This window comes from Nocardiopsis camelliae (assembly GCF_028993595.1).
Lineage (GTDB): Bacteria > Actinomycetota > Actinomycetes > Streptosporangiales > Streptosporangiaceae > Nocardiopsis > Nocardiopsis dassonvillei.
This window is the reverse complement of sequence record NZ_CP118614.1, coordinates 4850047-4863083: the sequence shown is the minus strand read 5'-3', so window position 1 is coordinate 4863083 and position 13037 is coordinate 4850047. Positions and strand designations below refer to the sequence as shown.

14 protein-coding genes are annotated in these 13037 nt (G+C 74.6%); 7 read left to right on the top strand and 7 right to left on the bottom strand.

Annotation, left to right across the window (positions count from 1 at the left end):
• Positions 1–27: 27 nt before the first annotated feature.
• The 3 genes from PV789_RS21250 (at position 28) to PV789_RS21240 (ending at position 2497) form a co-directional block, all read left to right on the top strand.
• Positions 28–606, top strand: a complete 579-nt coding sequence (locus PV789_RS21250; protein WP_019609669.1) for a DUF5998 family protein — start codon at positions 28–30, stop codon at positions 604–606.
• 343 nt (positions 607–949) lie between these two features.
• Positions 950–1771, top strand: coding sequence for an enoyl-CoA hydratase-related protein (locus PV789_RS21245; protein WP_274974233.1), 822 nt, complete (start codon positions 950–952; stop codon positions 1769–1771).
• 72 nt (positions 1772–1843) lie between these two features.
• The gene (locus PV789_RS21240; RefSeq protein ID WP_274974232.1) at positions 1844–2497 is read left to right on the top strand and encodes an MBL fold metallo-hydrolase; all 654 of its coding nucleotides are present in this window, start codon (positions 1844–1846) and stop codon (positions 2495–2497) included.
• A 5-nt stretch (positions 2498–2502) separates the two neighbouring features.
• On the opposite strand, the gene PV789_RS21235 is transcribed toward PV789_RS21240, so the two are convergent.
• The 3 genes from PV789_RS21235 to PV789_RS21225 all read right to left on the bottom strand — a co-directional run bounded on the left by PV789_RS21235 (position 2503) and on the right by PV789_RS21225 (position 5881).
• Positions 2503–4572 carry a CHAT domain-containing protein gene (locus tag PV789_RS21235; RefSeq protein WP_274974231.1) on the bottom strand — a complete coding sequence of 690 codons (2070 nt, stop codon included), beginning with the start codon at positions 4570–4572 and terminating at the stop codon, positions 2503–2505.
• Positions 4573–4811: 239 nt separating this feature from the next.
• Positions 4812–5240 (bottom strand): hypothetical protein, encoded by a 429-nt coding sequence (locus PV789_RS21230; RefSeq protein ID WP_274974230.1) that lies wholly within the window; start codon positions 5238–5240, stop codon positions 4812–4814.
• On the bottom strand, positions 5237–5881 hold the full coding sequence (locus tag PV789_RS21225; RefSeq protein ID WP_274974229.1) for an RNA polymerase sigma factor: 645 nt from the start codon (positions 5879–5881) through the stop codon (positions 5237–5239). Before PV789_RS21225 ends, PV789_RS21230 begins: the two co-directional genes overlap by 4 nt.
• A 307-nt stretch (positions 5882–6188) precedes the next feature.
• Between PV789_RS21225 and PV789_RS21220 the strand changes: the two genes are divergently transcribed.
• Positions 6189–6683 (top strand): DUF3145 domain-containing protein, encoded by a 495-nt coding sequence (locus PV789_RS21220; protein WP_026114848.1) that lies wholly within the window; start codon positions 6189–6191, stop codon positions 6681–6683.
• 61 nt (positions 6684–6744) lie between these two features.
• Here PV789_RS21220 and PV789_RS21215 read toward each other — a convergent pair whose 3' ends face one another.
• From PV789_RS21215 to PV789_RS21200, 4 genes are all read right to left on the bottom strand, one after another.
• Complete coding sequence (locus tag PV789_RS21215) at positions 6745–7284, bottom strand: DUF1707 SHOCT-like domain-containing protein (RefSeq protein ID WP_274974228.1); 540 nt, start codon at positions 7282–7284, stop codon at positions 6745–6747.
• Positions 7285–7411: 127 nt separating this feature from the next.
• Entirely contained in the window at positions 7412–8170 is a 759-nt protein-coding gene (locus tag PV789_RS21210; protein WP_274974227.1) for a 3'(2'),5'-bisphosphate nucleotidase CysQ family protein, read from the bottom strand.
• Between the two features lie 47 nt (positions 8171–8217).
• Positions 8218–9270 carry an ATP-grasp domain-containing protein gene (locus tag PV789_RS21205; RefSeq protein WP_274974226.1) on the bottom strand — a complete coding sequence of 351 codons (1053 nt, stop codon included), beginning with the start codon at positions 9268–9270 and terminating at the stop codon, positions 8218–8220.
• 284 nt (positions 9271–9554) lie between these two features.
• Positions 9555–10085 carry a YbhB/YbcL family Raf kinase inhibitor-like protein gene (locus PV789_RS21200; protein ID WP_274974225.1) on the bottom strand — a complete coding sequence of 177 codons (531 nt, stop codon included), beginning with the start codon at positions 10083–10085 and terminating at the stop codon, positions 9555–9557.
• Positions 10086–10427: 342 nt separating this feature from the next.
• Here PV789_RS21200 and PV789_RS21195 point away from each other — a divergent pair, with 342 nt between their 5' ends.
• The 3 genes from PV789_RS21195 to PV789_RS21185 all read left to right on the top strand — a co-directional run bounded on the left by PV789_RS21195 (position 10428) and on the right by PV789_RS21185 (position 13030).
• Positions 10428–11393 carry an LLM class F420-dependent oxidoreductase gene (locus PV789_RS21195; protein WP_274974224.1) on the top strand — a complete coding sequence of 322 codons (966 nt, stop codon included), beginning with the start codon at positions 10428–10430 and terminating at the stop codon, positions 11391–11393.
• A 289-nt stretch (positions 11394–11682) separates the two neighbouring features.
• On the top strand, positions 11683–12240 hold the full coding sequence (locus PV789_RS21190) for a VOC family protein (RefSeq protein ID WP_274978202.1): 558 nt from the start codon (positions 11683–11685) through the stop codon (positions 12238–12240).
• Positions 12221–13030, top strand: coding sequence for a MerR family transcriptional regulator (locus PV789_RS21185; RefSeq protein ID WP_274974223.1), 810 nt, complete (start codon positions 12221–12223; stop codon positions 13028–13030). Before PV789_RS21190 ends, PV789_RS21185 begins: the two co-directional genes overlap by 20 nt.
• Positions 13031–13037 lie beyond the last annotated feature (7 nt).

Here is a 13037-nt window from a genome sequence, read left to right as displayed (position 1 = left end):
GATAGGAGTATGAGGAAAACACGCGCCGTGTCCACGGACTGGCGGACGGAGATCGAACGCAGCGGGTACTACCCCGCGCTCGTGATCGACGCCGTCGCCACCGCCCTGGGGAGCGAGGGCGCCGAGGCGTTCATCGTGCACCACGAGGCGACCTTCGACCCGGCCATGGAGATGCGGCGGCACATCACCGTGATGCTGCTGACCGCGACCCGCCTCGTGGTGTGCCACACCGACGAGCACCCGCCCACCGAGCCCGGCGGCACCTCGCACGCCTCCACCACCACCGACAGCATCCAGTTGGGCAACATCCAGTCGGTCGCCCTGACCCGCGTGGTGCCCAACCCCGCCCAGTACACGCCGGGCAGCATGCCCAGCGAACTGGTGCTGAGCGTCAACCTGTCCGTGAACTGGGGCGCGATCGCCCACATCGACCTCGAACCGGCCGCCTGCGCCGACGAGGAGTGCGAACTCGACCACGGGTACACCGGCGCGATCACCGCCGAGCCCCTCACCCTGAGGGTCAGCGAGGCCGCGGACGGCGCCGGTGCGGTGTCGGCCATGATGCACTTCGCCGACGCCCTGTCCGAGGCGACCACCCGCCCCTGAGGCCACCGGGGCGCCAAGGCCCCGACCGCCGGAGCGGCCGGGCCGACCGGCGCGCGGCACCCGTGCCGCACGCAGGTCGGCCCGAGGCGGGAACGGACCGGGGCGGTGTCCCGTCACGCCACACGCGCGGGTACCTGTGAGGGGGACTTAACAAGCGGGGTGTACACGGACATGGTGTCCTCGGGGCCCGGTTGTCTAGGGTGGGACCGGATTCGTGCACCACGCCACAGAGCCGGACGCGGTCGGCCACGAGCCGGGCGCGTAAGCGCGCCGCGACACCAACACGCGCGCGTTCCCCTCTCCGGCACCCGCGAGTATGGACCCTGAGAAAGGCCCGCCTGCGATGACGCAGCACCCGTCCCCGACCCCCTCGGACGACACGCCCCTGGTACGCCTGGCCGTCGAGCGCTCCATCGCCACGGTCACCCTCGACTCCCCCCGGAACCGCAACGCCCTGTCCGCCCGGCTGCGCGCCCAGCTGTCCGGGGCCCTGGCCGAGGCGGTGGCCGACGACGAGGTACGCGCCATCGTGCTCACCGGCACCGGCCCGGTGTTCTGCGCCGGAGCCGACCTGAAGGAGGTCGGCGCGGCCCTGCGGAGCGCCCCGGTCGAACCGGCGCCCGAACTCCCCGAGATCTTCGAGCAGATCATGGGCGCCCCCAAACCGGTGGTCGCCGTGCTCAACGGCGCCGCCCGCGCCGGGGGCATCGGACTGGTGGCCGCCGCCGACATCGCCCTGGCGCCCAAGAGCGCCACGTTCGCCTTCACCGAGGTGCGCATCGGCGTGGTCCCCGCCATCATCTCCGTCCCGGTGTCCGCGCGGATGCACTCGCGCCAGCTCAGCCGCTACTTCCTCACCGGCGAGCTGTTCGACGCCTCCGCCGCCGCCAAGGCCGGACTCCTCACCCAGGCCGTGCCCGACCGCGACATGCCGCACGCCGTGGACGCGATCCTGCAGGGACTGCGGGGCTCGGCGCCGCGCGCGCTCTCGCGCACCAAGGAACTCCTGGGTGAACTGGGAGCGGGCGCGCTGGCGGCCCCGGACCGGCGCACCGAGGCCTTCGCCCGGATGGGCGAGCTGTCCGCCGAGTTCTTCGCCGGGGAGGACGCCGCCGAGGGCCGCGCCGCCTTCTTCGACAAGCGTGCGCCCCGCTGGGCCAGGTGAACCCGGCCGCCGCGGCCGCGCGCCCGTGCCACCCTGGTGCGTCCGCTCCCGGACGCGGGCCACAATGGTCGGGTGAGCTACTCCGGAGATACCAGGGTCGGCGGCCCCGCCGACCTGCGACGACTACCGCACCTGACCATCACCAAACTGGCCGTCGGCCCGATGGACAACAACGCCTACCTGCTGCGCTGCCAGGGCACCGGCGAGGCCCTCCTCATCGACGCCGCGGCCGAGCCCGACCGCATCCTGGAGCTGATCGGCGAGGAGGGCCTTGCCCGGGTGGTCACCACCCACCGCCATCAGGACCACTGGCAGGCCCTGGCCGAGGTCGTGGGCCAGACCGGGGCGCGCACGGTCGCCCACCCCGACGACGGGGACGAGCTCCCGGTCTCCGTGGACGAGTCCGTCGTGCACGGGTCGCGCGTCCGGGTCGGGGAGTGCCACCTCACCGTCATCCACCTGCGCGGGCACACGCCCGGGTCCATCGCCCTGCGCTACGACGACCCCGAGGGCCACACCCACCTGTTCACGGGTGACTCCCTCTTCCCGGGAGGCGTCGGCCGCACCTGGTCCGACGACGACTTCCGCGTCCTGTTCGCGGACGTGGAGGAGCGCCTGTTCGGGGTGCTGGCCGACGACACCTGGGTCTACCCCGGGCACGGACGCGACACCACCCTGGGCGCCGAGCGTCCGCACCTGGGGGAGTGGCGCGAGCGCGGCTGGTAACGGACTCAGGCGCCGAAGCAGCAGAACCCCGCCCGCCCGAGGTGGACAGCCACCGCCTCGGGCGCGGGGACCCCCGCGGCGAGCGCGCGGTGGAACAGGCGCATGGCCCCGACGGTCCCCGCGTCCCGGACGGGGACGGGGCTGGCCACCACCGTGCGGACCCCGGCCGCGAGCAGCGCGCCGGTGAACCCGAGCGGAGCCCCGGCGCGGTCCGCGAAGCCCCGGCCGCTCCAACAGGTCGACAGCACCACCGTGTCCGGGGCCTCGGGCAGCCCGGCCAGGTCGCAGGCGAGCAGCGGCCCGTCGCCCAAGCCGACCGAGGCGAGCATGGGCGAGCGGCCGGGGACGCGCCCGTGCCCCGCCAGGTGGACCAGGTCGGCCCGGCCGAGGGCGGCCAGGACGTCGGAGTGCAGGGCCCGGTCGGCATGGAGCACGCGCGCCCCCGGGTACACGCCGGCCAGCGCGGCGACCTCGCGCGCCGCCCCGTCCGGTTCGGGCGCCGCCACCAGCAGCACCCGCTCCGGCGGGCGGGGCGCGGGGCCCCCGGGGCGTGTGCGCTCCAGCCAGAACCCGGCGCCGGGCACCAGGTTCAGCGGACGGCCCCGCAGCGCGGGGAGCATGCCCCAGGGGGGATCGCCGAGGTAGGCGTCTCCGGCGACGACCAGCGGGCGGTCGCCGACCAGAGCCAGCAGCGGTTCGAGGAGGACGCGGGCGGCGCCGTCGGCCGCCTCCCGCGCCTCGCCCGCGTCCTGCGCGAACGCCACCGGGTGGACGAACCGGGCCATCGCGCGGGCCACACGCGGGAGCGGCCCCAGCACGCGGGCGTGGACCCGTCCGGCCGCGGCCACGAGCGCGACGGCCTCCCCGTCCGCCCGCGTGTACCGCACGAAGGCCCGGTCGCCCAGCCGCTCCAGCAGCGCACCCGCCACGGGCGAGGGTACGGGGGCGCTGCGCGCCCCCGCGGCCTCGTGGTGCGCCTGCCAGCGGGCCGACTCCAGGCGCCGGACCAGGGCGTGCGGGTCGCGACCGCGAACCAGCGCCGCACGGTAGCGGTCGGCCAGCGAGGCCGTCGCCGGTGTGCGTACGCCGGGGCCGGGGACGTGGGGCGCGGCCCGGGTCCGGGCCAGTTCCGCCCACTCCAGGGCGGTGGCCGCCTCCCCGGCGCGCAGGGCGCTCTCCAGGCCCGCGCGGACGACGTGGGGATCGCTCACCGCGCCCGCCAGCCAGGGGCCCGGCGCCAGGCGCGGGTGCGCGTCCAGGGTGTCCAGGGCCAGGTGGGCGGCGCCCCTCCCCGACGGCCGCGGCGCCGCCAGGGGAGCGCGGACGGCCAGGGCGTTCCTGGCCCGGGCCACGGGGGAGGCCGTCCGGCCCTCGCGCAGCGCCATCCGCTCCAGGCGGGTGGCCAGCCGGTACCACAGCGAGCCCGTGCCGAAGGAGTGCCGCACCCGGCGGGTGAGCTCGGCCGTGTGGCGGTGGTCGCCCCGCAGCAGCCGCAGCTTGGCCTCCACCAGCAGGGCGTTGGCCGACGAACTCCCGGCCCAGGGGCCGTCCGCGAGCGCCCTCGCCGCCTCCTCCACCAAGCCCTCGGCGAGCAGTGCCTCGGCCAGGTCCACGTGCAGCGCCTCACGGCGTTGGGAGGGCAGCCGGTCGGTCAGGCCGTGGAAGGCGGCGATGGCCGCGGGGGCGTCGCCCCGGTAGAGGCTGAGGCAGCCCAGGTTCTGCTCGATGACCAGGCCCATCAGCGGCAGTCGGCGCTCCTGTGCCAGGGACCGGGCCTCGCGCAGGTGTTCCTCGGCCTGCGGGAAGCGGCCGCACAGCGTCTGCGCCAGGCCCAGGTTGAGCAGGACGCCGGGCATCACCGTCGCGGACTCGGCCACCGGGTGGCCGCGCAGGCGCCGGTGGGCCTCGTCCAGCAGGGCCGCGGTCTGCTCGAACATGCCGCCCTGCGCCAGCCGGATCCCGTGGCTCACGCGGGCGAGCAGGGATCTGCCGGACCGCAGCGCGTGGTGGTCCGGGCAGGCGGCGGAGAGGGGGGACTCGGGGGAGAGGGGGGAGGGCTGGGCGCGCAGGGACACGTCCGGTGCCTTTCACCGAGGGGGCGGGCCGCACACAGTGATAGCAGCGCGGGGAGGGCGCACGGGAGGGGTCGAGTCCGCCTGTGCGCAACTCGGCTCACGCGAACCCGGACGAAGCCGGTCGAAGGGTCATCATCAGGAGCCGGTTCGTGTCTGCCTGCAACCAGGGTTCGGCCTTCCCCGTTTCTGTGACGGATGGGATCACCGGCCGGTGGCCCGGCGGCCGGCTGGCCGGGCGGTCAGACGGTGAACCACCCGGTCACCACCGCCGGGCGTCCCGCTCTGAGCAGCGCCAGGCTGATCGGTCCGCGGGCCAGGCCGGACAGCGCGAACCCGCCGTCCTCGCCGATCCGCAGCTCCGACCCGGAACCCGGGCGGCGCACGCGCAGGAGCGCGTGGTCGTACTCCCCGCTGGCCAGCCCCGACAGCGAGCGCAGCCGACCGTGCGCGTGGACCCGCACGTCCAGGGTGAGGTCGCCGTGCTCGAAGCGAAGGGAGGTGACCAGCGCGCCTTCCGCCTCCCCCTCCGCCGAGCGCAGCACCTCGCCCGCCGGAGACCTCTCCCCGGTCAGGGCCGCCACGTCGGCGCCGTCGTCGCTGCGGTCGAAGGCGGCCAGCGCGGCGGCGCGCCCCGCCAGGGCCAGTGCCGGATCGTCGTGGTCGCTCAAGTGGGTTCCTCCAGGAGGCGGCGGAGTCTGCGGAGCATACGGCGGCGCTGGTTCGCGGCGGTCCGGGGGTGGACCCGGCCGTCGGGGGTCCCCGGGTCGCACGGAACCGGGGGCACGGGCAGCCCCGCGGCCCCGTCGAGGTAGCGCAGGGCGGCCCGCCGCTCTCCGGGATCGGTGAGCCGCCGGATCGCGCGGTGCAGCTCCTCGTGCTCCTCCTTGCGCAGGTACTGCGCCTCCGGCCCCGCGTCCTGCGAGAGGGCGTCCCGCCGGGTGAGGCTCTGGGGGTCGACCGGATGGTCCCGGGCGCTGTGGCGGCGCTGTCGGCCGCAGGCGTCGTGGGCGACCCTGCGCAGCCAGCCGCGGAGCCGCTCGGGGGAGTGCAGGCGGGGCAGCTGCTGGTTGAGGGTGAGCCACACCGTCTGCACCGCGTCCTCCCGGTCCGGTGCGGACAGCCGGTAGGAGCGCGCGATCGCGTTCACGACCGGCAGGTGCCTGTCCACGATGGCCTCCCACGCCCTGTGCTCGCCCCGGCAGGCGCCGCGTACGAGCTCGGCGTCGCTGGGGGCGGCGTCGGTTCCGCCGGGGTCCCGGTCCGGATTGGGCCCGGCTGTATCACCGCCGGTTGTGGCCGGAACCGGCAAGAGTGGGGGTGCTTCCTCCCCGGAAAAGGTCGAAAGTACGGTTTGAGGAGGTGCCTGGGTGTCATGGATGTCCTCGTGCGACTGGTCTGGCACACCCGCCCCCACTATGATCGGACTCCTGCTCGCCGGGGCTCACGCTAGCTTTTGGGGCTTCCGGAGGTGGGGAGAACGCTGGAAAAAGCAAAGTGAGCGCTGGTTCTCAAGGTGCCCTTGGGGCACAATGGGGCAAAAGCATTCAGGCGGGTATGCAACCTTCTCGTGGTACGAGGGCGTCGGGGAAGCGCACTCGTTCGTATCAGGAGGTTCGGTGTCCGCACGTGGCGTCTTGTACGTCCACTCCGCGCCAGCGGCGCTGTGCCCACACGTCGAGTGGGCGGTCGCGGGCGTCGTTGGAGTACCCGTGAAACTCGACTGGGTCGCCCAACCGGCGGCACCCGGCAACCACCGCGCCGAGCTCAACTGGCAGGGGAAGCCGGGCACCGCGGGCTCGGTCGCCTCGGCGCTGAACACGTGGCAGCGCCTGCGGTTCGAGGTGACCGAGGAGGGGTCGCCCGGCTGCGACGGCGTGCGCTACAGCTACACGCCGTCCCTCGGCATGTTCACCGCCCTCACCAGCGCGGCGGGCGAGGTCCTCGTGCCCGAGGGCCGACTGCGCCTGGCCGTGGAGCGGGCCGCGGCCGACGGCACCGAACTGGCCGCCGAGATCGAACGCCTCACCGGCCGCGCCTGGGACGAGGAACTGGAACCCTTCCGCTACGCGGGCGACGGCGCCCCGGTGCGCTGGCTGCACGCCGCGGGCTGACCCCCTCCCGCCGCGCCCGAGGCGTCGGCCGCACACGCGAGGGGAGGGGGAGGGCGCCGCGTCAGGGCGGCTCCCCCTCGCTGGGCCAGATGGCGGAGGCGAGCAGGACCGCGGCCCAGATGCCCAGCGGCACCAGCGGCCAGTAGGGCACGAGCTCGCCGCCCATCAGGCTGACCACGCCCCACACGCTCGTCAGGATCACCGCCACACCCGTCCACCAGCGCCACTCGTCGCCCCACTCGCGCCAGGGGGCGCCTATGAGTGGCAGGTCGTCCGCGCCGGGGGGTTCGCGGCCGTCCCGGGGGTCGCGCCCGGACCCCGGATCGGCGCGGGCCGCCCCGGAGAGGGGGGCCGACAGCGGATCGGCGCCGTGCCGCGCGCCCGGGACCCCGCGCACCGCGGACGTGGACACCGGCAGGTCCTCGGTCAGCGGGCGCAGTTCGCCGAGCAGCACCGCGCCCAGCGCCAGACCGACCCTGCGGTCGTACTCCTCGTGGTCCAGACGGCCCTCGACGAACGCGGTGGTGAGGCGGTCCACCGTGAGGTCGCGTTCGGCGTCCGAGGCGCGCATCCGGTGCAGCGGCAGGCCTTCGTCCTCCACTTCCCACCCCCAAGACGCGAGTTGGTGACCACACGATACGCGCCGCACCCGGTGTGGAAAAGGGATACACGGAAAGTGAGTCGGCGCCCTCGGCCCGCGGCCCCGGGACGGCTTCCGGGGCGCGTTCTCAGGAGCCCAGCCAGCCCGAGACGGCCCGGCACACCGCGGGGTCGGCGGCGCCCACCAGCCCGGTGTGCTCGTAGGGCCCCCGGTAGTCGAACGGGCTTCCGTCCAGCCGGGTGACCAGGCCGCCCACCTCCTCCAGGACCAGGGCTGGCGCCGCCACGTCCCAGTCGCGCACCGGCACGTCCTTGACGAACAGGTGCGCGGAACCCTCGGCGACCAGGCACAGCTTCAGCGAGATGCTGCCGCTCTCCAGGTACCCGCCGTAGCCGAAGCGGTCGCCGACCCGGCGGGCGATCCCCTCCGGCCGCGGGGTGTTGTCGGTGAGCACGCCCCGTCCCTGCGGCGCGGGCCGCGGGGACGGCAGGAGGCGCCCGCCCCGGCACGCGCCCCGGCCGCGCACCGCCGTGTAGAGGGTCGCGGTCTCGGGGGCGAACACGGCGGCCGCCTCCGGCCGCCCCCCCTTCACCAGCGCGACCTGCGTCACGTACCCGGGGAACCCGTGGACGTAGCTGGCGGTCCCGTCGACGGGGTCGATCAGCCAGTACCGGTGCGGCCGCTCGCCGCGCAGCGACTCGGGGTCCTCCTCGCTGACCACCGGGATCCGGCCGTCGATCGCGGTGAGCCGCTCGGACAGGGCCCGGTGCGCCATGGCGTCGGCCCGGGCCTTGAACTGGCTGCCCTCCCACACCCCGCTGCGCGCGTCCGCGTCGGAGCGCCACGCCCGCAACAGGCCGCCGACCTCCACGACCGCCGACGCCATCGCCTCGACCAGAGGGTGCGCCCCGGCGGTCCCTGTCTCAGGGCCGGTCAACGCACACGCACCGGAACGACCGGGACCGGCCCCGTGCCGCCCGCGGACAGCTGCCTGGGCAGCTCCGCGCCGACCGCGGGGGCGGGGGAGATGCCGTGGGAGGTGAACTCCGCCTCGCTGACGAACTCGTCCGTCCACCGCCGCACCATCGCCACCCCCTCGCGCCAGTGGTCCTCCATGCGGGGCCCGTCCGCCACGGCCTGCCGCAGCAGCCCCGTGATCTCGTCCACCCCGGCCGCCGCGGTGAGCGAGGCCGTGGAGGAGAAGCGCGGGTTGATCTCGAAGATCCTCGGCCTGCCGTCCGCGTCCAGGCACAGCTGCACGTTGAAGGGGCCGTCGGCACGCAGCGCGGACTGGACCGCCCGGCAGGCGCGGGCGACCTCGCGGTGGCGCCGGGTCACCGCGTACCTGGTCACGCCCTGCTTGAGGACGACCTCCTTGGGCACCACGGCCTGGACCGCGCCGTCCCGCCACACCACCACGGACACCGTGTACTCGGGGCCGCCGACCAACTCCTGGACGATCAGCTCGTCCGCCGCGTAGCCGCCCTCGGACACCACCCGCGCCATGTCGCGGACCGAGTCGATGACCACCACCCCGCGGCTCCCGCGTCCGCAGCGCGGTTTGACGATGAGGCCGCCGGGCGCGGAGTCCGCGGCGCCGCTCGGCCACTCCGAGGCCAACCAGGTGCGCGGCACGCCGATCCCGGCCTCCTCCAGCTCGCGCATCAGCACGTACTTGTCCAGGCAGGTGGTGACGAAGTCCAGCCGGGGCAGCAGCACCTCCACGCCGTCCTTGGCGAGCTCGCCCACCCTGACGAGTTCCTCGTCGACCAGGGGGATGACCGCGACGGCGCCCTCGTCCGCGCACAGTGTCCGCATCCTGGGCAGGAAGGCCTCGCTGTCGCCCGGCGGCACCAGGTACCCGCGGTCGGCCAGGTACAGGCCCGGCGCGGCGGGGTCCACGTCGGTCGCCACCACGCGGAAACCCTGTTCGCGCAGGTGGAGGATGGTCCCGGGTGTGGGCGCCGACCCCGCTGTCGTGACCACGACGGTTGGTTTGCTCGCAGGCTGCTGTGGCACCGGTCGAACCCTTTCCGACGTGGACGGCGGACTGGGGGGATGGTTACAGAGCCTAGACCTCGGGATGCCCGATGGCCCGGAAGTGGCCGAATCCGGTTGTCAGGACAACCGAAAGGACCCACTGCGCGTGTGTCCCCCGGCCCCGGGGGAGGGCCGAGGGCGGGCGGTGCGGCACGGACGCACACGGCCCGCCCCCGACGCGTCGCGCGACTGCCGGACCCGGTCCCGGGCCGGGCCCCGCGCCGCCCGCGCTACTCCACCTCGTAGACGGGGGTGATCATCCCGCGGCCCAGCGCGTGCGAGAACAGGTTGAAGCCGAGGAAGGCCGGGCTGGCCGACTCGTCCACCTCCAGGCGGGGCACGTCCACCGCGTGCACCACGAAGAAGTACCGGTGCGGGCCGTGCCCGGCGGGCGGTGCCGCGCCGACGTAGCGGTGTCCGCCCGCGTCGTTGCGCAGGGTGACGGCCGCCTCGGGGAGGCCGGAGCCGTCCCCCGCGCCCGCGGTCAGCTCGGTGACGTCGGCCGGGATGTTGGCCACCGACCAGTGCCAGAAGCCGCTGGCGGTGGGGGCGTCCGGGTCGAAGCAGGTGACGGCGAAGCTGCGCGTCCCCTCGGGGAAGCCGCTCCAGGACAGGTGCGGCGAGACGTCCCCGCCTCCGGCGCCCATGATCCCGCTGACCTGGGCCTGGGGCAGGGTCCGTCCGTCGGCGACGTCGTTGCTGGTGACGGTGAACGACGCGACCTGGGGCAGGAAGTCGTAGGGGGAGGGTGGCGTGGCCACGAAGGGGCCTCCTTCGTTCGTCTGGGATGCGCTCGTACGGCCCGGCCTGGGGCGCCCGCCGTCGGCGGGGCTCCGGCCCGGGCCCTACGAACATACGCCCCAGGGGGCACGCGCGTCCCGGGGGCGGCACGCCGTGTCGGGAGGGCGGCGGCGGTGCGCCGGTCCGGAGCGGTGCGGTGCGCCGGGTGGGAGGGGCGTGGTCCGCCGAGCCCCGGGGATGCGGTGCGCGGCTGCCGACGGCGAAGGGGGGAGGCGCCCAGAGACAACAGACCGACCGGGCGGTACGGTGCTGCCAGCACGGAACGAGAACCGGATTCGGTTCCACACCGACAGGGAGTCGCCATGACCACTCGCTGGGGCATCACCATCCCGCTGGAGGGGGTCCCGCTCTCCGAGCAGCGGAACCTCGTCGAGCGGCTGCCGGACCTGGGCTACACCGACGTCTGGTCGGCCGAGGCCAACGGCACCGACGCCTTCACCCCCCTCGCCCTGGCCAGTGTGTGGGCGCCCCGGCTGCGCCTGGGCACCGCGATCGTGCCCGCCTACACGCGCGGCCCGGCCACCCTGGCGATGAGCGCCGCCGCCCTGGCCGCCGCCGCGCCGGGCCGCTTCGCCCTGGGCGTCGGCACCTCCTCCAACGTGATCGTGGAGCGGTGGAACTCCATCCCCTTCGAGGAGCCGTACAAGAAGGTGCGCGACACCGTGCGCTTCCTCCGCGCCGTGCTCACCGGCGCGAAGGTCAAGGAGGACTACGACACCTTCAGCGTCAACGGCTTCACGCTCGGCGCGGTACCCGAGCAGGCGCCCCCGCTGCTGGTGGCGGCGCTGCGGCCGGGCATGCTCCGCCTCGCCGGACGCGAGGGCGACGGAGCCGTCGTCAACTGGCTCTCGCCGGAGGACGTGCGCACGGTGGTGCCCTATGTGCGCCGGTACGGCGAGGACAAGGAGGTGGTCGCGCGGATCTTCGCCGTCCCCGACGCCGACCCGGACACCGCCCGGGGGATCGGCCGCTGGGCGATCTCGGCCTACCTCAACGTCCCCGTCTACCGGGCGTTCCACGAGTGGCTGGGCCGCGAGGAGCTCACCCCGATGTGGAAGGCGTGGGACGAGGGGGACCGCAGGGGCGCGCTGGCCGCGATCCCCGACTCGGTGGTGGACGAACTCATCGTGCACGGCCCCGCCGAGTACTGCCGCGAGCGGATCCGGGCCTACGCCGACAACGGGGTGACGACCCCGGTCGTCGCGCCGATCGGCCCGCCGAACGCGGACCCGGCCGCGGTGGTGCGGGCGCTGGCGCCGCGGGACTGAGGGGCGGGGCGCGGGCAGCGCGAAGCGGGAGGGCCCTGGGGACCCCCGCTTACCACGCTAGTCCTCGGCGGAACGGTCGAGGAAGGCCGATCTCCCGCCTGTGGACGACCGCCGGGCCGCCCCCTCGGGCGGTACCCGGGGTTCCGCGCGCCCGTCACCCGCTGTGTCCGGGCGGGGCCGGCGTCGCGGACGTCAGCGGCTCGGCCGACGACGGCGGCGCGGCCCGATACCGTCGAGTCCACGGATCGGGCTTGACCCTCACGCCGCGTGAGGCGGGACGGTGGACCGCATGAGCGATTTCTTCAGCGCGTTCGAGACGGGACCCGTGTCCGAGCGCGGACCGGGGGCGGTAGCGCCAGAGGTGTTCCGCGGTATCTACGCGATGCCGGTGTTCGTGACGGTTCCGACGCCTGACCTGGCGGTGTCGACGGACTTCTGGGTGCGGGGGTTCGGCTTCGTCGAACTGTTCGGCATCCCGGGGCAGGTGGTCCACCTGCGCCGGTGGGCCTTCCAGGACGTCCTGCTCGTTCCTGCGGCGGCCGGTGCCGAACGGCCCGAAGCACCGGCGATGAGCGTGAGCTTCCTGTGCGTGCTGAGCGAGGTCGATCCGCTCGTCGAGGCGTGTTCGGACCTCGTGCCGGGCAGTGTGGTCGGGCCGCGGGACACCCCGTGGCGCACCCGCGACGTCGAGGTGACCACTCCCGAGGGCGTTCGGGTCGTCTTCACCGCGGCGCAGGAGTTCGATTCCGACAGCCAGGAGGCGCGCGATCTCGCCGCGGTCGGAATCGTCGCCCCGGAACCGGAGGAGGAGGGCCACAATGGTGTCCATGGTCGAACACGAGCGTGACATCCGTGGCGGTGTCACGGTGGGCGCGGCCGCCGGACTGGTGGGGGTGACCGTCCGCACGCTTCACCACTGGGACGAGATCGGCTTGGCATCGCCGTCCGCGCGCACCACCGCCGGCTATCGCCAGTACACCGACGCGGACCTGCAACGGCTGCGTCGAATCGTCGCGTACAGGGAGGCCGGCCTCGGGCTGGACGCGGTGCGTGGGGTCCTCGACGACCGGACGGCGGAGATCGGCGCCACCCTGCGTGAGCAGCGCGCCCGGCTCGCCGAGCGCATCGAGGACCTGCGACGGCTCGACGAGCGCCTGGAACGGCTGACCGGGGCTCACGAGCGGGGGATCCTCCTCGACGACGAAGCGCAGTCGGAGGTCTTCGGGGCGGACTGGGACGCTCACCGGTCCCGGAGGGCCCGCACCGTGTGGGGGGATTCCGAGCAGTGGGCGCAGTTCGCCGAGCGGTCCGCCTCCCGCACGCGGGAGCAGTGGCGGTCGCTCTCCTCGGCGATGTCCGCGTTGCAGCGCGATCTGGGCGACGCCCTCGACCGGGGTGTCGTCCCGGGCAGCCCGGAAGCGGACGCGCTCGTCGAACGCCACCGCGAGGTGTTCTCCGACTTCTTCCCGCTCACGCGGCAGATGCAGGTGTGTCTGGGGAGGATGTTCGAGTCCGACCCCGGTTTCTCCGCCCACTACGACGGGATCCGGTTCGGGCTGGCCTCCTGGTTCCGGCAGAGTGTCGACGAGTGCGCCCGCACCCACGGGATCGACCCGGACACAGCTGTCTGGCAGTGACCCCGCG